The organism is Seonamhaeicola sp. ABD4_340, assembly GCF_056312135.1.
This window is the reverse complement of record NZ_CM149981.1, coordinates 2,004,483-2,026,477: the sequence shown is the minus strand read 5'-3', so window position 1 is coordinate 2,026,477 and position 21,995 is coordinate 2,004,483. Positions and strand designations below refer to the sequence as shown.

Here is a 21,995-nt window from a genome sequence, read left to right as displayed (position 1 = left end):
TTTTTACAAAAAAATCATGTTTAAATACATTTACTTAAACATGATTTTATTCTTTTTAAATCTAGCTAACTACCTTTTTTTAGGCACATCTCTATTTATTTCTGTGATATCTACATTAGTAGCTTCATCTCCTAATAGGTATTTACTAAAATAATCGGCTTTTTTCCAGAAGAAATACTCTGTCATGTTACCAAAAGCATGACGTTGCCCAGGAAACATAATAAAATCAAATCTTTTATTAGCCTTTATAAAAGCATTAACCATTCTTATGGTACCTCCTGGGTGTACATTATTATCAACATCGCCAGTAGCTAATAATATATTTCCTTTTAAATTTTTGGCTAAACTTTGGTTGGTATCTATTAAGTATTTGTATTTGATACTGCCATCGGCTTGCTCATCTTCACTTATACCATGGTGTGTTTCACTCCACCAGCTGTTATAAATATTATTATCGTGGTTTCCTGCTGATGAAACGGCTACTTTAAAAAAATCTGGATACACTAACATAGCTGCTGTAGACATGAATCCGCCCCCAGAGTGACCTGTAATTCCTACTTTATTTATATCAATAAAATCATGTTTATCAGCTAATTGCTCTGCAACATACTTTTTATCTGCCAAACCATAATCTCTTAAATTTCCGTAGCCATATGTATGGTACCATTTTGATCGCCTAGGATCTCCACCTCTATTGCCCAAAGTAACAACAATAAACCCAACTTGTGCCAACCTATCAACATTATCCATTCTTACAGAGAACGATGCATTAACTGCTTCTGTTTGTGGCCCCGGGTATACGTATTCTATAATGGGATACTTTTTATTTTCATCAAAATCAAAAGGTTTATACATAACACCATAAATGTTAGTAATACCATCATTGGCCTTAGCGGTAAATGGTTCAGGAAACTTATAGCCCGAAGCAAAAAGCTCAGACAAATCGGCTTCTTCTAAATCCATTATTAAAGTGCCATTTGATGTTCTTAGCGTTGTTTTTGGCGCTGTATTAACCCTAGAATAATTACTAACAAAGTATTTATTAGAGTCTGATAAGTTTACTTTAGAATTAAAATTACCCGGATTTAATGATTTTAAACCAGTACCATTCAAATTAATTTTATACAAATGTGCATAATATGGGTTTTCATCTTTATTAACACCGTTAGCCGTAAAATATACAATACGTTCATTTTCATCAATACCATGAACATTATCAACATGATACTCACCTTTGGTAATTTGTTTCTTAACATTACCTTGTGAGTCATATAGATACAAATGCCCCCAACCATCACGTTCAGACCAGTGAACTATTTCTTTTTCATCATTAAATAAATAAAAAGGCTTATTTCTTGCTTCAACATAAACATTTGAATGTTCATTTATAATGGTTTTAACCTCGCCTGTTTCAATATTAGCCACATGAATATCTAAACGCTTCCTATCTCTGCTAATAGTACTAAAATACAAATTACCTTTTTTAGATAAAACTAATGTAGGTTTATGCTTTGTTGTGTCAGATTTCTTGTATGAATACCTATAAATACTTAAACTTTGTTGTACGGTGGTATCTAATTGTACCTTTGTTATATGCTTTGTGGCAGTATCAAAAATTTCAATATAACTTTTAGGAAATTCTTGCTCACCAGCCATATGATATTTATAACGCTCCAAAGTAGGTCTTCCTTTAGTAACTGAATTTATAACCCATAAATCTTTAATGTGCCTAACGTCTGTACGCTGAAAAACAAACTTTTTAGAATCATGTGTCCAATAACCGTAAACAGGTTTTCTGTCTTCAATTTTCTTTTTTACATCATCTTCACTAACCCCCATATTATTTCTGCTATAGCCAAAGTTCTCAACACCATCTTTAGTCCATTGGTGCTCTACAATAGTAGTATCTTTATCATTTTTCAAAGCCTTTAAAAAATTAGCTTTATCCATCCAATACAAGTTATGTTTTTTTGTAAAAACTACTAAAGAACTATCTGGCGCAACATTAGCCCATTTATTTAAAGTTTTTTCTTCTTTACTATTATCAATAACAGTTAAACCGTTTGAACCTAAAGTATACTCTAAATAATAAGTCTTTCTCTCTTTTTTAGGTTTTTGCTTTTTAAGCTTTTTAACTGAAATAGAATCTTTAATAGAGCTTGTGTCTTTTTTAGTTTCAGCTTTTTCCGTTTTGTTTACAACATCAATCATTTCTTTTGATGTAATTCTAAAACGAATAGTCTTTTCCCCTTTTACAAATTCAAAGTTAAAACGTGGTAAATGCTTTGCATCATAAGGGTCTTTTGTTATTTCTGAAAGCCATTTAGCCATTTTAGCATTGTCAAACAACTTAGTTTTTGTTTTTCTATCGCAATCAACTAAATAATAATTAGAACCATCTGTAGTTTTATACTGGTACCAGAACTTATTCCCTGTAGCCAACCACCTCGGATACACTTCAGTTGAATGTACTTTTTTTGAAATATTTGAAGGTGAAAATTTAGCAGCTAATCTATAATTAGCCTTTGGAGTAATGCTTTCAATAGCTTCTTGACCAATACTTACAAAGCAAACAAAAAGAAAAGAAAACGATAAGATAAATTTATTCATTATAAATATACAATTGATTAATATATTTAATAGATGAAATTAAAAACAAAAACCCTTATCAATAAAATGTTAAAGTTTCCTTATAAATCTTATCCAAAATAAATATAGCATTATTTTAAAAGTATTTAAAAATCGCGCTATGCGTTACTAGTTTTGTAAAACCATATATAAGAGTTTTACAAAAGCTAACCACTACTATCACTATTGCAACCACCAGCCAAGGTAATTTTATAAACTACAATAAGTATCATTTGTTAAGTAAAATTACCTTAAGTATAAAGCAAAAAAAATCCCGATTCGTTAGAATCGGGATTCAAAAAAGGCAACGACCTACTCTCCCACAAATGTAGTACCATCGGCGCTAATGGGCTTAACTTCTCTGTTCGGAATGGTAAGAGGTGAGCCCCATCGCTATAACCACCTTAAATTTTAAGTTTCAAAGATTTAAGTTTTAAAGTTCTTAAAGTTATACACTTTATCACTTTTATACTTTTTACTTTCAAACTGCTACTTCGTAGCAAATATTTTAACATATTGAAAAAATTACATGAACTTTAATTACTAAACTCTTCTAAAAAAACAGGCGTACAATAAGCCTATAGGTTATTAGTACTACTCGGCTATGACATTACTGCCTTTACACCTGTAGCCTATCAACGTGGTCATCTCCCACGACCCTTTAAAGAAATCTCATCTTGTGGTGGGTTTCGCGCTTATATGCTTTCAGCGCTTATCCCTTCCCAACGTAGCTACTCTGCAATGCCACTGGCGTGACAACAGATACACCAGAGGTTAGTCCAACTCGGTCCTCTCGTACTAGAGTCAGATCCACTCAAATTTCTAACGCCCACTGTAGATAGAGACCGAACTGTCTCACGACGTTCTGAACCCAGCTCGCGTGCCACTTTAATGGGCGAACAGCCCAACCCTTGGGACCTTCTCCAGCCCCAGGATGTGACGAGCCGACATCGAGGTGCCAAACCCCCCCGTCGATGTGAGCTCTTGGGGGAGATCAGCCTGTTATCCCCGGCGTACCTTTTATCCTTTGAGCGATGGCCCTTCCACACGGAACCACCGGATCACTATGCTCTTGTTTCCAACCTGATCGACTTGTAGGTCTCTCAGTCAAGCACCCTTATGCCATTGCACTCTACGCACGGTTACCAAGCGTGCTGAGGGTACCTTTAGAAGCCTCCGTTACTCTTTTGGAGGCGACCACCCCAGTCAAACTACCCACCAAGCACTGTCCTCATTTCTGAGTTAGACTCTAGATAAGCAAAGGGTGGTATTTCAACAATGACTCCACAACGCCTAGCGACGCCGCTTCAAAGTCTCCCACCTATCCTACACATTACTTATCCAAAACCAATACTAAGCTATAGTAAAGGTGCACGGGGTCTTTTCGTCCCACAGCGGGTAAACGGCATCTTCACCGTTACTACAATTTCACCGAGCTCATGGCTGAGACAGTATCCAGATCGTTGCACCATTCGTGCAGGTCGGAACTTACCCGACAAGGAATTTCGCTACCTTAGGACCGTTATAGTTACGGCCGCCGTTTACTGGGGCTTCATTTCAGATCTTCGCCGAAGCTAAACCCTCCACTTAACCTTCCAGCACCGGGCAGGTGTCAGGCCATATACGTCATCTTTCAATTTAGCATAGCCCTGTGTTTTTGATAAACAGTCGCCTGGATCTTTTCACTGCGGCCCACATAAGTGGGCGACTCTTCTCCCGAAGTTACGAGTCTATTTTGCCTAGTTCCTTAGCCATGAATCTCTCGAGCTCCTTAGAATTCTCATCCCAACTACCTGTGTCGGTTTAGGGTACGGGCTGCTTCTCTCGCTTTTCTTGGAACCTCTTTCGCTACATTATCACCGCAACCGAAGTCTTAGTGTACTATTGCCGAAGCTTCAACGTACTATTCCGTCAGTACGCAGTAACTCCAGAGATCCGTCACTTTTGTTGAGAGCAGGTACAGGAATATTAACCTGTTGTCCATCCACTACCCCTTTCGGGTTCGCGTTAGGTCCCGACTAACCCTCAGCTGATTAGCATAGCTGAGGAAACCTTAGTCTTTCGGAGTGCGGGTTTCTCGCCCGCATTATCGTTACTTATGCCTACATTTTCTTTTCTAACCGTTCCAGCATACCTCACAGTACACCTTCAACACAATTAGAATGCTCCCCTACCACTTTCGTCCATAGCTTCGGTAGTATGTTTATGCCCGATTATTATCCATGCAAAATCGCTCGACTAGTGAGCTGTTACGCACTCTTTAAATGAATGGCTGCTTCCAAGCCAACATCCTAGCTGTCTAAGCAATTTCACCTCGTTTATTCAACTTAACATACATTTGGGGACCTTAGCTGATGGTCTGGGTTCTTTCCCTCTCGGACATGGACCTTAGCACCCATGCCCTCACTGCAGTAAAACATTTTATAGCATTCGGAGTTTGTCAGGAATTGGTAGGCGGTGAAGCCCCCGCATCCAATCAGTAGCTCTACCTCTATAAAACTATTACTACGCTGCACCTAAATGCATTTCGGGGAGTACGAGCTATTTCCGAGTTTGATTGGCCTTTCACCCCTACCCACAGGTCATCCGAAGACTTTTCAACGTCAACCGGTTCGGTCCTCCACTGTATGTTACTACAGCTTCAACCTGCCCATGGGTAGATCACACGGTTTCGCGTCTACCACTACTAACTAAACGCCCTATTCAGACTCGCTTTCGCTACGGATCCGCACCTGAAGTGCTTAACCTTGCTAGCAACGGTAACTCGTAGGCTCATTATGCAAAAGGCACGCCGTCACCCTAATGGGCTCCGACCGCTTGTAAGCGTATGGTTTCAGGTTCTATTTCACTCCCTTATTCAGGGTTCTTTTCACCTTTCCCTCACGGTACTAGTTCACTATCGGTCTCTCAGGAGTATTTAGCCTTAACGGATGGTCCCGCCAAATTCACACAGGGTTACACGTGCCCCGCACTACTCAGGATACTACTATCACCACTTCGCTTACCTTTACGAGACTATCACTCTCTATGGTTTGTCTTTCCAAACAATTCTAGTTAACTTAGTTTCAAATATTGTAGTCCTACAACCCCAACATTGCCGTAACAATACTGGTTTGGGCTAATCCGCGTTCGCTCGCCACTACTAACGGAATCACTTTTGTTTTCTTCTCCTCCGGGTACTTAGATGTTTCAGTTCTCCGGGTTCACCTCCTTTCGGATACTATATCTTCAATATAGTGGGTTGCCCCATTCGGATATCTGCGGATCAATTTGTATGTGCCAATCCCCGCAGCTTTTCGCAGCTTATCACGTCCTTCATCGCCTCTGAGAGCCTAGGCATTCCCCATACGCCCTTATTTAGCTTATTGTACTTTTTGCTTTTTTAATGAGTTTACATAATTGCTCGTTACAATTATTATAATTTTATATTAAATATTTCTATCTAATTATCATGTATCTTTTTCAATATGTCAATGAACTTTTATTCTGAAATTAACTCAGAATTTAGTGGAGAATACCGGAGTCGAACCGGTGACCTCTTGCGTGCAAGGCAAGCGCTCTAGCCAGCTGAGCTAATTCCCCGTAATGAATTCAAATTGTAGAATTCAGAATTACGAATTTAGAATTCTCAACCTCTAGAATTTCCTTTTCAATATTTAATGAACTTGTAGTCTCAGGCAGACTCGAACTGCCGACCTCTACATTATCAGTGTAGCGCTCTAACCAGCTGAGCTATGAGACTGTACTTAGTCGCTCGCCCTTAGTCTTTAGCTTTAATCACTAATGCCTAATGACTTACTTTATATTTTAAATTAACAGCAAGAAGAATAAACTATCTCTTTCTTAAAAACTTACACTACTAGTCGTCTTTCTCTAGAAAGGAGGTGTTCCAGCCGCACCTTCCGGTACGGCTACCTTGTTACGACTTAGCCCTAGTTACCGATTTTACCCTAGGCCGCTCCTTACGGTGACGGACTTCAGGCACTCCCAGCTTCCATGGCTTGACGGGCGGTGTGTACAAGGCCCGGGAACGTATTCACCGGATCATGGCTGATATCCGATTACTAGCGATTCCAGCTTCACGGAGTCGAGTTGCAGACTCCGATCCGAACTGAGATAGGGTTTATAGATTCGCTCCACCTCGCGGTGTGGCTGCTCTCTGTCCCTACCATTGTAGCACGTGTGTAGCCCAGGACGTAAGGGCCGTGATGATTTGACGTCATCCCCACCTTCCTCACAGTTTGCACTGGCAGTCTTGCTAGAGTTCCCATCTTTACATGCTGGCAACTAACAACAGGGGTTGCGCTCGTTATAGGACTTAACCTGACACCTCACGGCACGAGCTGACGACAACCATGCAGCACCTTGTAAGTAGTCCGAAGAAAGATCTATCTCTAAATCATGCAACTTACATTTAAGCCCTGGTAAGGTTCCTCGCGTATCATCGAATTAAACCACATGCTCCACCGCTTGTGCGGGCCCCCGTCAATTCCTTTGAGTTTCATTCTTGCGAACGTACTCCCCAGGTGGGATACTTATCACTTTCGCTTAGCCACTCAACCGAAGTCGAACAGCTAGTATCCATCGTTTACGGCGTGGACTACCGGGGTATCTAATCCCGTTCGCTCCCCACGCTTTCGTCCATCAGTGTCAGTATATTATTAGTAATCTGCCTTCGCAATTGGTATTCTATGTAATATCTATGCATTTCACCGCTACACTACATATTCTAACTACTTCATAATAACTCAAGACTAGCAGTATCAAAGGCAGTTCTACAGTTAAGCTGCAGGATTTCACCTCTGACTGACCAGTCCACCTACGGACCCTTTAAACCCAATGATTCCGGATAACGCTTGCATCCTCCGTATTACCGCGGCTGCTGGCACGGAGTTAGCCGATGCTTATTCTTACGGTACCGTCAAGCTCCTACACGTAGGAGTGTTTCTTCCCGTACAAAAGCAGTTTACAACCCATAGGGCAGTCTTCCTGCACGCGGCATGGCTGGATCAGGCTTCCGCCCATTGTCCAATATTCCTCACTGCTGCCTCCCGTAGGAGTCTGGTCCGTGTCTCAGTACCAGTGTGGGGGATCCCCCTCTCAGGGCCCCTACCTATCGTTGCCTTGGTGTGCCGTTACCACACCAACTAGCTAATAGGACGCATACTCATCTTGTACCGTAACCTTTAATTATTTCATCATGCGAATCTATAATACTATGGGGTGTTAATCTTCATTTCTAAAGGCTATCCCCCAGTACAAGGCAGATTGTATACGCGTTACGCACCCGTGCGCCGGTCGTCAGCAAGAGCAAGCTCTCCTGTTACCCCTCGACTTGCATGTGTTAGGCCTGCCGCTAGCGTTCATCCTGAGCCAGGATCAAACTCTTCATCGTTAAATTTTTAAGTCTTACGACTATGTCTTTAACAACCAATAGAATCTTCAGTACTCAAAATGGTTTATTCTCTTGTTTATATTAACCGTTTCCAGTTAATATTTACGCTGTCAATTTCAATATGTTTATGAACTTTATTTCTTCTCTAAATGTCGTCTCCTCGTTTAGCGGGTGCAAATATAAAACCCTTTTTTAAACTCACAAAACTTTTTTAAGTTTTTTTTGAAAATATTTTTTCAAAATTTTAACCCAATATTTTAGTGAACTTACCGCTCGATTTCTAACTGTTTTGTTAGCCATTTTTGCGGGGTGCAAACATAGCACCTTTTTTTGAACTCACAATAACTTTTTTGATTTTTTTTGAAAGTTTTTTAACCCTCGTTTAAATCTCGTTTTTCTATGAACTTCTGCTTAACTTCTGAACTGTGTCATCCGTTTTGCGGGTGCAAATATACAACCCTTTTTCTTTCTCGCAAGCCTTTTTTTATCTTTATTTATGTTTTATTTTTAACCGTATTTTAACCCTTTATTAATCACTACTTTACATGCGAATATTTTTTTGAAAAAATTCAATGTTTTCTTCTTTATTAGTGTTTGTTGGTGACTTTGGCTATTTGTTACTGTATTATTAATACTAATATATATGTGTTATTGTTTGGGTTTTATGCTGTTTGTTTTATTATGAATGCGCTCTGTTTACTGTTTACTGCCAATAAATACGGTACTTACTTATTTAAAATGACCGCTGCTAACACGCGCGTTAGGGATTGAACGGCTTGTTTGAAATCCTTTTTAAAGTGTTTTATGTTTTTACCTCTGCAAAAAATACTTTAACTCTAACAATTTATATACCTATAATGGTACTACAACATTACTTTAAAAAGATTGAGTAGTGAAAGCCCGACCCCGAAGTATGTAGGGGAACGCTATAATTTTATAAAAAGAAATTCCATACAACACCGAAGCGTACGGTAAAATCTCTGTACGGATTGTTGGGTGCTGAGAAATAATTGTAACCTGTAAAGGCTGAGTTGAAGTGTTCTGCTTTTAAAAAGAGACGTGTTTGACGGATTTTTGCGTTTAGGAAGAAATCTAACCTTGGGAAATCTCCTATTTCATCATTATTTTGTACATAAAACTCTGCCAACAATGGGTTGTAAGCATTCATGTAATATTTTGTGAAATAGTTTAGCGTAACACCCGTTTGTAAATACATGGCTTTTTTAAAGAGGTGGCTTGAAAAATAGAATGTGTTACGCGTGTTTATTTCGGGTACGTTTAATGTATTGTTATTGTCTTGCACGTTTTGATACATTATTGTATTGTTTAGTGCAAATTTACCTAGTTTGATTTCGTTTTGAAATTTTGCCCTAAAGTAGGTTATTGTACTATTGTTTTGGTAAGGCCTTATGGATTGTGCTATTTCATTAACTGGTATATTTTCATCTTGCTTAAAATAGACATAGTCTGTTATTGTATTGAAATCTACCGTTAGGTTTGCCCAATTTTTATATTTTAGGTTGAATGCTATTTGCTGAGTTTCGGTGTTGTTAAAGCTATTTTGCCAGTTGTAATTTTTATAATCGCTTTGATAAAGTAACGCATTATAATTTGGTGTTTTTGAGCTGTGGTTTAATGCGGCTGATGCTGCAATATCTTCATTTAAATTGAAGGTTGCTTTGGCTTTTATGTAATTACCGGTAAAATCTCCTGAGAGGTTTAAACCAAACTGCCCATTGAGTTCAAAACCCTTGTATTGTTTTATATAACTACCACCTGCGGCGTATACATTGCCTTTTAGCCTATTTGTAATTGTGTTATTGTTTAGCACTACTACTTTATTATAACCGTAATTGTAATTGTTATTGCTTAGGTTAAATTGTACGTTACCTATTAAATTATTGCTATAGTTTACGTATACCTTATTATAGAAGTTTTCTAGGGTTGCTCTGTCTCTTAAACTTGATGTTACAAAGGCATCACCAAAAAAGTTGGTTACTGCTGATGATTGTTCGTATTCAAAATACTTATCTTCAAAAGCCATTACATGCCCAAGTTTTATTTCGTTTGAAGACAGTGAGTCTTTTTTTACTAGCGTATAATCATGTTCTAAATATATGCGTTTGCCTACTAATATACTTTCGGCATTTTCAAAGTTTACTTCTAAAATGGAACGGTCTTGAAACTCTTCATCACCTTCAATAAAATTTTGGGTACTAACGTTATCTAATCCGCCATTTTCTTGGTTCATCAAATCTTGTGTAATTATGTGCCCGCGTAAATTATATCTTTTGTTTTTAGTTTGATAGTTTGATGTAAACCTAAAATTTCCTGTGCTGGTTAGCGCATTTTGGTATTTACCTAAAGAGCGTAACCCTTTATATGCTATTGAAAAATTGAATTGTGGCGAGGTATTTATTGTAATAAAAGAGTCTACTAGCTGCCCCTGCTCAAAAGCTGTTTTAAAAAACAACTCTGTTAATGGTGTTGGTACACGGTAGTAGAAAACATCTTCAATTTCCCAATAATTAAAATGTCTTGCTGTTGCGCCAAAACCAGGCATTAAACTTGTGTTTTGAAAATTATGGGTTAAACTATTATATGTTTGCCCTAAATTACCAAAAGGTAATAAGCCAAAATTATCTTTTCGCAAATAATTAAATTTATAGTCTTTTTTTATGGTTAACGTAGTATCTACGTATGTTGTATCATTTTCAATTGAAATTATTGAATATTCTTCAATATTTGGTTTTTCGTCTTTATCTGTTTTTGATGATTTTGAAACAGGCCTTTTTTTAAGTTTTGGTTCTTGAATTGTATCTTGAGCAGTTGTTTGCTGTTTTATTTTAGCATCTGTTGAATTAGCCTGCGCTTTTGCACTAAACGATATCCCCAAATATAAACACACTAATAATGCTTTAATTGTATTTTGTTTGATTTTAGTTGTAAATATATTTGGCATGTTTATTTTCTAAATGTTATTAAAAATAAATTGTGCTTTGTTTTAGCTTATTTTTTAAAACAGCAAAAGTAATTATTTGAACGGAAAGTGACTTAAATTATTTTAAATAAAGAAAAACCACACTGAAATTATCAGTGTGGTTAAGTAAATTATAATTTATTTATACCTTTTCTTATTAGAAGAACAAACCGTAAACTCTTAAGTTTGGACTATCTAAACTTGCAAATGACACTGATTGGTTACTAAATCTAGCAGAATCTGTTTCAAAACCACCATGCAGTTCACCTACCATACCATTAGCACTGTTGAAGAAGTCTATTAAATCTTGTGCTAAGAATTGGAAATCTAGACTATCTTGATTTAAAGGCCCTTGAAATGTTACATTAAAAGTTCTGTCTTCATTAATTGTTGCTGCAGAGAAGCAATAATTTAAATCTGGAAAGCCATTAAACCTAAGGCGGAATTGCCCTTCGCATATTTGGCCATTATCATCAAAATCAAAAAAGAAAATATAATCAAAAACAGAAATTCCAAATCCTCCTAAAAAGTCATTTAACCCATCAATTATAGCATCGTGCCCAACAGACGTTAAAGCGTTTGCTCCTAAAGATGGCCTGTAAAGAAAAATAGGTGCTCCGCCATCTAATTCTGCAATACTAAAAATATTTGGTGAAATATACGCAGGCCAATCTGCAAATAATATTGTTGCTGTAGTACCATTTACAGTTGAAATGTAACTATTTGAAGCTTCATCATAGGTGAAATCTTCATAAGTTTCACCTTCAAACTCAAGCGCTGGACTTAATTTTAAACCTGTTTCAGTAAATAACATGCCAAAAGCCAACTCGCTTACCTCACCACTATCAAAAGTAAGTGTTGGTTTTGCATAATGCCTTAGTGAGTCATAATTAAGGTTAAAATTTGAAGTACCACTCCCATTTTCAATTCTTAGAATTTGGAATACAGAAGATGTTGGTTTTGGTAATATATTTTGCCTTTGAGCTAAAGACGCTTCAGCTTTTTGAACACTTTCGGTTGTGAAATCAGTAAAACCTGTTGGCTCTAATATTAAGCTTGAAGTATTTCTATTTCTAACATCTTTAAAGATTATTTTACCGTCTTCAAAATTAAAATATTGAAATACCGATGTTCCTTTATAGCCTGTAGCTATTAAACCATCAAATAAAGGATCACTAACTTTTTGAATGTGATTTCGTGTTGTAAATACAAGCTCATTAGTGGTTCCAAACCTAACATCAAAAGATGATGTTTGAATTTCGGTTTCACTATTAAAATCTGAAGTCATATCAACTGTACCATCCTCATTAAACTTCATGTAAAATGTAAACCCTCCAAATTCATCATTTTTAGTAAAATATGATGCTTTATACCCTTGGCTTTCCGAAGTAAGCAGGTTTAACAACTCTGAGTTTCTTTGCGCTAACCTTTCGGCAGGTGGAGTATCAAACAATTCGGTTGTATCATCATTACTACATGAAAACAATGCTACTATTAGCACCATTAACACCCCATACTTTTTTATATTAATTTTTTTCATATTTCTTAATTTATCAATTCTAAAGTTGCTGCTTCGGTTAAAGCTTGTAACTCATACAGGTCTATATCAAAGTTTTCTTTGTAATATTCAACTACTAAAGACTCTTTAAACCTAATTATAGCTCTGGCTTGCTCACTTGCTATACCATCAACAATGGCATCATAATCTTCTTTTGAGTTTGTTAAAATTTCTGAAACCATTTCAACAAAATCTTCACTTTCTTGACTTGAGGCATAAGCTGTGATGTAACCTAACTCTCTTGCTTCTGCATCAGATCTATTAAACCAATTTGAATTGTAATTTTCTGGGTTTATTTGACCATAAATAGGATCTACCGGTACTGTTTGGTTTAATATGTGCGCATATTCATGTTGTACTGTTTTTAATGGTTGCTTGATTATATCAACATCAGAGAAATCTAAATAATCTACATTAAAAAGTGTAATTTTGCTTCCTGCTTCAGCCACACCTAATGTAATTGTTGGGCTATTAGGATTAAAATTAAACCCACCAGATAATGTAAATTGCCTTGGAGCTATATTTTTTATAAAGTTTTCTCCTCCTAATGCCGTGTATGGCTCTATCCAAGCTTTTAATAAAGCTTCGGCTACTGGTTTTACATTTTGCTCAAATGGCGGATGTAAAAATCTATCAATATCTGTTTCGTTTATATTCCATTTATATTGTACTTCAATATTATATGGCTCAACAAAATTATCTCTTAACCAAAGATCTAAATTGTTTAGTATTGGCGCATCGGTGTCAATTTGACTATCACCAACAGCATCTGAATTACCACAAGATACTAGTGCTAAGAAAAAAACTTGTAGGTAAATTATTTTTATAATGTTTTTCATACTTCTTCTTTTATTTATTATCTAGGGTTAGCCTCTATACCAAATGATTGTGCTGCTTCTGGTATTTGTACAGCTCTTCGGTTATCTCCTTTTGGCAATTCATAACTATTTCCAAAGAAATCTAAATGCTCTATAGCTATGTTGTGCCTTTTAATATCAAACCATCTTAAACCTTCGTTATAAAATACGGTTTGTTTAATATCTAAAACAGCGCTTACAAACGGTAAGGCTTCACTTGAAATGGTGTAAAATGGTGTATACAAATCTGCAGAAACTCCTTGATATATTGCCGCTATATCTTCTGGCGTTAATGTATCTGTACTTGGATCATACCCATCAGTTTTTAGCGCTAAAGACATATTAATATCATTTGTAGCATTTTCATACTGGCCTAACATAGCATATGCTTCAGCTCTATTTAGTAAAGCTTCATCTGTTGAGAATAATACAAAAGTAACAAATGGAATACCTATACCGGCCGCTTGATTTGTTACCCTAAAATATTCCTGATACTTAGGAATAAAGTTATTATCGCTTCCGCCTCTAAAAAACAAACTATATGCCCAACCTTTTCCTGAAATATTAGCACTATTAAACAAACTGTTTACAATGTTTGGTGCCATTTGGTATCGTGCTCTGGCATCTATTCTATTGTAAAGTGAATTACCTGTTACTAGCAATAAATTTGCAGGTTCAACTGTTGATGATGTATAAAGCGCTACTTGCTCATTAAATGTTAAGTTGCTTGAAGAAGCTATGTTTCTTAAAACAGCTAATGTATTACCATCACCTAAAGCTATATTACTATGCTCAATAACTTTTTCCCAATCTCCTACAGTTAAATAAAACCTTGATGCAAAAGCACTAGCGGCCTTTTTTGTAAAGTGAAAGGTATTTATTTCGTAATTATCTTCAATTAATGGTAAACCCTCTTCTAAATCTTTTTGAATATTAGCATAAACATCAGCTACAGTTCCTCTTTCATAATTTGCTAGTAAAACTGTTTCAGGTTCTAACACGTAAGGAATACCCAAATCTGAACTTGAAGTTGACGGATTAAAAGCTTTAGAGAAAATATTAACCAACATGTAATGTGCGTAAGCTCTACATAATAAAGCTTCACCTTTTAAAGCACTAAGTTCACTACCATCACCAAGTTCTTCAATTGAAGCTAAAGCCTGATTTGCTTGTGCTATGGCTTTGTAAGCCTGGTTCCAGTAATTTGTTGGCGTATCTGTATCAATATCATTTAAATCTCTCCAGAAATACATTTCTTCGTTTACTCTAAACTCTACAGTTGCACTAGAGCCTTTATCTCCAGCATTGTCTGACATTGGTTCTAAAAACGACACATAAGCTGCTTCGGGGTAAGCAGCTACTAATAACTCTGCTATTTTATCTGGCGTATCAATAGTTGTTCTATTGTCTGGTGTTTCATCTAAAATATCACTACATGATGATGTTAGCAACACTAGGCCAAATAGTATTTGTATGTTTCTTATATAAATATTTTTCATAGTATTTTTTATTAAAAGCCAATATTAAGTGAAAACGTATATAACTTAGAAATTGGTAACGCAACACCACCTGACCTAAAAAACTCAGGATCTTGACCACCTAATTTTGAATCTGAATAGATTAAGAATGGGTTTGTACTTTGTAAACTCATTCTAAAAGAAGATAAACCTAGTTTTTGTACTGTTTGCTTATCTAATGAATAACCTAAAGTTATGTTTTTCATACGCACAAAACCACCATCGGCAACTCGCTCTGTAGAATAATTATAAGCGTTATACAATTGCCTTAAATCTGTATCACCGTAAGCTTGTAATAAAGATTGTGATGCAATTACTGGCACATTAGTAATGTTTTCATCGCCTGGTGCAATCCATCTATTTACAAATTCTCTTGGAAACACGTCTAAATCTGTGTATTGTGACTTAAAGCTAGGTGTTAACCTTACTTTATTACCTGCTGAAAAAGACACGAAAAAGCTTAAATCCCAATTTTTAAATTTAAAATTATTAGCAATACCTCCTGTAAGGTTTGGTTCTGTTGGGCCTTCATAAACAAGGTAATCTAACACATCATCAGTATCTTGAAAATCTATTAGAGCAAAAGGATCTGCTGGATCATAATCTGGCTGATCTGTTAAAAACTGAGGCAAACCAAATTCATTTAAACCTTGAAATTCATATGAAAACAATGCTCCTTTAGGAAAACCTATTGCGTTACCTCTTCCGGTTCCGGTAATTAAATCAAAAACATTTGTTTCTTGCTTTAAATCTGTTATTTCTTGATTGAAGTGTGAAATATTGAAGCTTGTTCTCCAAGAGAAATTATCATTATCAATATTTACAGTGTTAAGCTGAAACTCAATACCATTTGTTGTCATTTCAGAATTGTTACCAAGTTTTAACTCTTCACCACCAATACCAGTTGTTCTAATTAAGTCTATTAAATCTTTACCTTTTCTAAAGTAAGCATCAAAATTCATGGTAATGCGGTTATTGAAAAGTCCTAAATCTAACCCCAAGTTTAACTCTAAAGTTTTCTCATAGGTTAATTCACTATTTTGTAAATCTTCAATATTTATAAAGTTTTCTCTATCATCAGGATTAAATCTATCTGTAACTTGGTTTCTAAAAACAGCTAGATTATTGGTAGCATTATCGGCTAATAAACCAACTAAACCATAACTTGGGCGAAATGCCATACTAGAGATAACATTTGAGTTTTGAATAAAATCTTCTTTATCAATATTCCATTTTCCTCCAACTGAGTATGTTGGTAACCATCTTGAATCTGAAGATTTACCTGCTCTATTTGAGCCTTCGTAATTTCCTGAAACATTTAATACGTATTTCTTATCAAAATCATAAGTTACGTTAGCAAATAGTGATACTTCACGTTGTCTTGTTTCTTGCGAAGAAAAATAATCGTTTCCTTCTAAAATTACTTTCTTTAAAATATCAGGATCTGTAAACACCGTTCCACCTCTATCAAATTGATATCCGTAACCTGTGTTTGAACTGCTAGACCTATCGGTGTGCCTGTACTCTTGCCCTGCGTATAAACGTAAACCGTGTAAATCATCTTTAAATCTTGTTGTATAATCTAAAGTGTTTCTAAAAGTATATGTTACCAGTGTATTTTTTGTACTTGTTAAAATACCTCCAACTGGCAATACTACTTTGGGTCTTGAGTTAGGCTCATCTGGATCTGTAAACAAAAATGTATTAGCATCTTGTACAATGGTAGTTTCATCTGCTCTGTAAGCTGCTGCTACGTTAGAGTTTTCAGTTGCTCCTTGCTCACCAACAGAGGTTACATAACGCGCAGAACTTAAATGTGTGTATTTAAGTTTATCATTAATTTGATAATCTGCTTGCAATTGCATTTTTATATCATTCACATTTAGCTCTAAAGAGTTATTATCTAACTCGTTTATAATATTAAATGGCGCCCAATTGTATCTAGAATATTCTAAATTACCATCATTATCCCTTGGGCGTAAGGCTCTACTTGTATTAATTGCGTAACTGAACGGGTTAATATCAAAATCTCTTGTGAACGACCCAAAAAAGGTGTCTTCTTCTCTAGATAGTGTTCCTGGAGCCAATTGATTTCTAACAGAACCTTGTAACTGTGTTGTTAGCTTTAATTTATCATCAAATAAGAAAAATGTATTTCTTAAGTTACCCGTAATTCTTCTAACACGATCAGCAACCGTCCAACCGGCATCAGTGTAATAACCTAATGAGGCGTATGATGTTGCATTTTCACTACCGCTAGAAAAACTTAAAGTATGAGTTTGTGTTGGAGTTGCTCTAAACAATGTTTTAAACCAGTCTGTATTTGCTAATTCATATTGTTGTAAAAATTTAGCTTTAGCTTCTGGTGTATTTTCTAGCTCATATTCACCTGTAGTTTCATTGTAATTATTAATAGCTCTATACATTATATTATATATACCACCATACCTACCTTGAAATGAAGAAGGTAAATTCAAAAACCCTTTAGATTCCATTTCACGGTAAACTGATACTGTTTCTTGCGAGTTTAACAAATCGAAATTTGAATATCGTGGAATATCTCTTACCGCATATTCTGCAGCATAATTAAATGTAGGTTTTTGGTTTTTTCTACCAGATTTTGTGGTTATAACCACCACACCATTTAAAGCTCTTGCTCCATACAATGCGGTTGCTGAGGCGTCTCTTAAAATTTCAAAACTTTCAATATCTGCTGCGTTTAAACCTGCTACGGCAGAACTTAAAAGTGTATTAGGATCACCTGACACAAGATCAGACACTGATAGGTTTACAATTTCTTCTTGTATAACACCATCAATAATCCAAATAGGTTTTGTATCACCTAAAATAGAAGAAGATCCTCTAATTGTAATTCTTGGTGCAGCACCAAAAGTACCAGTAACATTTTGCACACTTACACCTGCGGCTCTACCTTCTAAAGCTCTAGATATATCGGCTACACCATCTAATTTAACATCTTTAGCTTTGATTGTTTGAGAGGCACCTGTAAAAAGCTCGCGTTTTACATTTTGATACCCTGTAATTACAACAGCATCTAAACCCTCTAAATCTTCAATTAGCGTAACGTTTATTACATCACTATCACCAATGGTAACAAGTTTGGTTTTCATACCAATGTAACTAAACTTTAACACTTCTCCTTTTTTAGCTTTAATGGCATAATTCCCATCAAAATCTGAAACAACACCTCGTGAAGTTCCTTGCACAATAACGGTAACTCCATCTAAAGGAATACCGCCCGAGTCAATAATTGATCCATTAATTTGTCCATTTTGCGCACTGGACACATGAAATGACAGCGTTAGTAAAAACGCCATCAAATACGCGTAATTTAATTTCATAAATTAAAAATTTGAGTTAGTCAAATGTAAATATCACTATATTTCATCAGAATGACAAAATATGTAACAAAAAAACAACCAAACAAGACCAATTATTAGTTATTTAGTATTTTTTGCAGTTAAATTATAACAATATCTTAGAATAAAACAAAAAAAAAGAAAGCCAACATAAAGCTGGCTTTCTTTTAAATATTAAACAAGAATATTTATATTGAGTTAGTCGGTTGCAAACATCACAATATTATAATTAATAACCAAGCAAAAACATAAAAAACATAAAAAAACCTGCTAAAAAGCAGGTTTTAAAATTAACACATTCGTTTTTTAATGCTGTTTTTTGTGCTATATTCTGAATATTTATTAGATATACTGATGATTTATCAAAATAATTTAAAAAAAACAAGCGCACCAACAATTACAATGCACGCATAACACTTTAGTTTTTAAAGTTTTATAGCTTTGCTCAAACAAATATTATATGCTATTAAAAAAATATTCTGATTTCTTGTTTGAATGTGGAACAGATGAAGCTGGCCGAGGGTGTCTTGCAGGACCTGTTACTGCAGCTGCCGTAATTTTACCTGAAGATTTTAGCAATAAAATTTTAACAGACTCAAAGCAATTAAGCGAAAAAAAACGCATGCTTTTAAAACCTGTTATTGAAATTGACGCTTTATCTTTTGCCGTTGCTCATGTTTTTGAAACTGAAATAGATAATATTAATATATTAAATGCTTCAATTTTAGGCATGCATAAAGCTATTAGTAATCTTAAAATTACACCAAACTTTATTATTGTTGATGGCAATAAATTTAAACCTTACAAAAACATTTTGCATGAAACCATAATTAAAGGCGACAGTAAATATTTAAGTATTGCAGCCGCATCTGTGTTGGCTAAAACTTATAGAGATTTATATATGGACAAAATTCATGAAGAATTCCCTATGTACAACTGGAAAAAAAACAAAGGCTACCCAACTAAAGAGCATAGAGCTGCTATAAAAAAATACGGCGTAACTAAACATCACCGTAAGTCGTTTAAATTATTGCCAGATCAACTTAGTTTAGATTTATAAATTGCTTTAAAAAATGCCTTTTTGCCACAAGTTTTTATCTTTACATAAAATTAATTTGTTCATGAAACCCTACGCCATAGTTTTTATTGTATTATTTACTTTTTTAAATTGTACTAACCCAAACACAAAACGTACTGAACTTATTGATTTTGCTCCAAAAAACAGCAGCATAATAATTAAAACTTCAAATTTTGAGAGTCTTAAAAATGCTATAAGCAACAATCATTTTTTAAAAAAAATTTCAAATAGCAAAACATATTTAAGTTTAGAAGAAACGTTAAAAAACACATCTATTTTAAAACCTAGTACTGCCGCTTTAATTTGTTTTTCAAAAGACAAAAATGATAGCTTACAATACACGTTTATAACAAAACAAGATGCTGCTTTGTTTAAAACAGATTCTTTAAAAAATTACACCCAAGAAACATTAACTTACAAAAACAAAACCATTGTAAAATCTACTTTAAACAACAAAATATTTTACAGCTCAATTATTGATAGTGTATTTTTTACTTCTTCATCAAAAAATATAATTGATGATGTTTTTAACAAATTTGAAACCAACATTAATTTAAAGAAAATTTACAGCACATTAAATGATAACAAAACCTGCTCTGTTATTATAAAACCAGACACAAGTTTTGTTGATAATAATGTTTTTTTAGAACCAAAACTAAACTTAAAAACATTTACCAACTACTTAGCTTTTGATGTTGATGCTAGCCAAAACGAAATTATTATTAACGGCATAGCTAAGGCTACAGATTCTTTAAATAGTACAATTAATATTTTTAAAGGCACCATTGCACAAGAAAACAAAACACACACCATTACACCAGCAAATAGTGATGGTTTTATGAGCGTAACGTTTGATGATTTTAAAAAGTTTGAAACTAATTTAATAACATACAACAAAAAAGATTCTACGCACACTACAACTAATTTACTAAAAGATATTATTGAATTTGGTGTAATTTATGAAGGCGAAAACCAAGCTATTGTTTTAAACTCTATTGATAATATTGCTACAAAAGATGCTTTAAGTAATAATAAAAAAAATGTTGAAACTTACCGAGAAGTTACTATTTATGAATTTGATGATCCGTTACTGTTTTCTAAACATTTACATCCTTTTATATCATTCAACAAAGCCAATTTGTATTGTGTAATTGACACCTTTTTTGTATTTGCCGAAACCACCGAAATGCTTCACAACATTATTGCAAGCTACCAAAACAAAACTACTTTAAATAACAGAGACTACTTTAACAATACTAAAACACATTTAAGTGATGAAGCTTCAGTACTTATGGTTTTTAATCCGTTAGCATTTAATAATATTTTAAAAAGCCATATTAATGTTGATAATTTAAACGTAAACGATTATAAAGCTACAGCGCTTCAATTTGTTTATGATGCTAATTTTGCTCACGTTAATGGTGTTATTAAAAAGAATAAAACCAATGCTGTACAAAATACAGTTTCCGAAGAGCTAAACATTTCATTAAACAAAGCTATTTTAAACACACCTCAATTTGTAGTTAACCATTTAACAAAAGAAAAAGAAATTGTAGTGCAAGATGTTGATAACAACTTGTATTTAATTTCTAATAAAGGAAAAATTATTTGGAAAAAACAATTAAGTGGGCCCGTTTTAGGCACCATAAACCAAATTGATATTTATAAAAACGGGCGATTACAACTATGCTTCGCTACACCAAAAAATGTTTATGTAATCGACAGAAACGGCAATAATGTAGCACCTTTTCCTATGAAATTTAATGATGCAATTACCCAACCACTTTCTGTTTTTGATTATGATAAAAAGAAAAACTACAGGCTATTAGTAACACAAGGTAAAAATATTTTAATGTACAACGTAAAAGCACAAATTGTAAATGGTTTTACTTTTAAATCAGCTAATGGTTCTATTATAAATCAACCTAAACACTTTAGAATTGGTAGTAAAGATTACATAAGTTTTAAAACACAAAACAAACTTTATATTTTAGACAGAACAGGTAAACACAGAGTTACACCTAAAACAAACACTTCCTATTCAAATCAATCAATATATCTATATAAAAACACGTTTACTACTACAACAAACACGGGTAATTTACTTAGCGTAAAAACCAATGGTAATGTTAATATGCAAAACATTAATTTAAATGAAAATCACTATTTAACAACTACCAGTAAAACACTAGTAACACTAACTGAAAATAAACTACATATTAAAAATAAAACTACCGAACTAGATTTTGGTAACTACACAGCGCCTAATATTTTTTATATAAACGATAAAATTTACGTTACTGTAACCGATACGCAATCACATAAAGTATATATTTTTGATAGCCAATCTAAACTTCTACCAAACTTCCCCGTTTACGGCAACTCAAAAATTATTCTAGATAATATTGACAAAGACAGCGCTTTAGAGTTTGTAACAAAAGGTGATGCTAATGCCATAATTGTATATCAAATTAATTAAACTAAAACATTATACATTTTATTGTAAGAAAGTATTGCCCATACAAAACTAATCTTTATCTTTAGCCTGCTATTATAACTAATTAACAATTGACATAAAACAAAATAACTTTTATTACGTAGT

General features: G+C 34.6%; 8 protein-coding genes, 2 tRNA genes and 3 rRNA genes. 2 read left to right on the top strand and 11 right to left on the bottom strand.

Annotated features, from left to right (window positions below; all coding sequences use genetic code 11):
• Positions 1–69: 69 nt before the first annotated feature.
• The 11 genes from ACYX4H_RS08765 to ACYX4H_RS08715 all read right to left on the bottom strand — a co-directional run bounded on the left by ACYX4H_RS08765 (position 70) and on the right by ACYX4H_RS08715 (position 18,297).
• A complete protein-coding gene (locus ACYX4H_RS08765; RefSeq protein ID WP_476235866.1) occupies positions 70–2,610 on the bottom strand; it encodes a S9 family peptidase in 2,541 nt (846 codons plus the stop codon).
• Positions 2,611–2,927: 317 nt separating this feature from the next.
• Positions 2,928–3,035, bottom strand: a 5S ribosomal RNA gene (rrf, locus tag ACYX4H_RS08760).
• A gap of 161 nt (positions 3,036–3,196) precedes the next feature.
• Positions 3,197–5,996 (bottom strand): 23S ribosomal RNA (locus ACYX4H_RS08755).
• A gap of 140 nt (positions 5,997–6,136) precedes the next feature.
• Positions 6,137–6,210: transfer RNA gene (locus ACYX4H_RS08750), tRNA-Ala, on the bottom strand.
• An 86-nt stretch (positions 6,211–6,296) separates the two neighbouring features.
• Positions 6,297–6,370: transfer RNA gene (locus ACYX4H_RS08745), tRNA-Ile, on the bottom strand.
• Between the two features lie 135 nt (positions 6,371–6,505).
• Positions 6,506–8,023, bottom strand: a 16S ribosomal RNA gene (locus ACYX4H_RS08740).
• Together the 16S, 23S and 5S rRNA genes with 2 tRNA genes alongside form the textbook arrangement of a ribosomal RNA operon.
• Before the next feature lie 934 nt (positions 8,024–8,957).
• Positions 8,958–10,985 carry a putative porin gene (locus tag ACYX4H_RS08735; RefSeq protein WP_476235865.1) on the bottom strand — a complete coding sequence of 676 codons (2,028 nt, stop codon included), beginning with the start codon at positions 10,983–10,985 and terminating at the stop codon, positions 8,958–8,960.
• Between the two features lie 175 nt (positions 10,986–11,160).
• Positions 11,161–12,543, bottom strand: coding sequence for a DUF4302 domain-containing protein (locus ACYX4H_RS08730; RefSeq protein WP_476235864.1), 1,383 nt, complete (start codon positions 12,541–12,543; stop codon positions 11,161–11,163).
• A 5-nt stretch (positions 12,544–12,548) separates the two neighbouring features.
• Positions 12,549–13,400, bottom strand: a complete 852-nt coding sequence (locus tag ACYX4H_RS08725) for a substrate import-associated zinc metallohydrolase lipoprotein (RefSeq protein WP_476235863.1) — start codon at positions 13,398–13,400, stop codon at positions 12,549–12,551.
• 17 nt (positions 13,401–13,417) lie between these two features.
• Positions 13,418–14,917, bottom strand: coding sequence for a RagB/SusD family nutrient uptake outer membrane protein (locus tag ACYX4H_RS08720; protein WP_476235862.1), 1,500 nt, complete (start codon positions 14,915–14,917; stop codon positions 13,418–13,420).
• A gap of 11 nt (positions 14,918–14,928) precedes the next feature.
• Positions 14,929–18,297 carry a SusC/RagA family TonB-linked outer membrane protein gene (locus ACYX4H_RS08715; protein WP_476235861.1) on the bottom strand — a complete coding sequence of 1,123 codons (3,369 nt, stop codon included), beginning with the start codon at positions 18,295–18,297 and terminating at the stop codon, positions 14,929–14,931.
• Positions 18,298–18,775: 478 nt separating this feature from the next.
• Here ACYX4H_RS08715 and ACYX4H_RS08710 point away from each other — a divergent pair, with 478 nt between their 5' ends.
• Positions 18,776–19,375, top strand: a complete 600-nt coding sequence (locus tag ACYX4H_RS08710; protein WP_476235860.1) for a ribonuclease HII — start codon at positions 18,776–18,778, stop codon at positions 19,373–19,375.
• Between the two features lie 61 nt (positions 19,376–19,436).
• Positions 19,437–21,872, top strand: coding sequence for a ribonuclease HII (locus ACYX4H_RS08705; protein ID WP_476235859.1), 2,436 nt, complete (start codon positions 19,437–19,439; stop codon positions 21,870–21,872).
• Positions 21,873–21,995 lie beyond the last annotated feature (123 nt).

Coding starts and splice junctions, on each gene's coding strand:
- ACYX4H_RS08765 (WP_476235866.1), bottom strand. CDS start 2,610: ATGAATAAATTTATCTTATCGTTTTCTTTTCTTTTTGTTTGCTTTGTA.
- ACYX4H_RS08725 (WP_476235863.1), bottom strand. CDS start 13,400: ATGAAAAACATTATAAAAATAATTTACCTACAAGTTTTTTTCTTAGCA.
- ACYX4H_RS08710 (WP_476235860.1), top strand. CDS start 18,776: ATGCTATTAAAAAAATATTCTGATTTCTTGTTTGAATGTGGAACAGAT.
- ACYX4H_RS08720 (WP_476235862.1), bottom strand. CDS start 14,917: ATGAAAAATATTTATATAAGAAACATACAAATACTATTTGGCCTAGTG.
- ACYX4H_RS08735 (WP_476235865.1), bottom strand. CDS start 10,985: ATGCCAAATATATTTACAACTAAAATCAAACAAAATACAATTAAAGCA.
- ACYX4H_RS08715 (WP_476235861.1), bottom strand. CDS start 18,297: ATGAAATTAAATTACGCGTATTTGATGGCGTTTTTACTAACGCTGTCA.
- ACYX4H_RS08730 (WP_476235864.1), bottom strand. CDS start 12,543: ATGAAAAAAATTAATATAAAAAAGTATGGGGTGTTAATGGTGCTAATA.
- ACYX4H_RS08705 (WP_476235859.1), top strand. CDS start 19,437: ATGAAACCCTACGCCATAGTTTTTATTGTATTATTTACTTTTTTAAAT.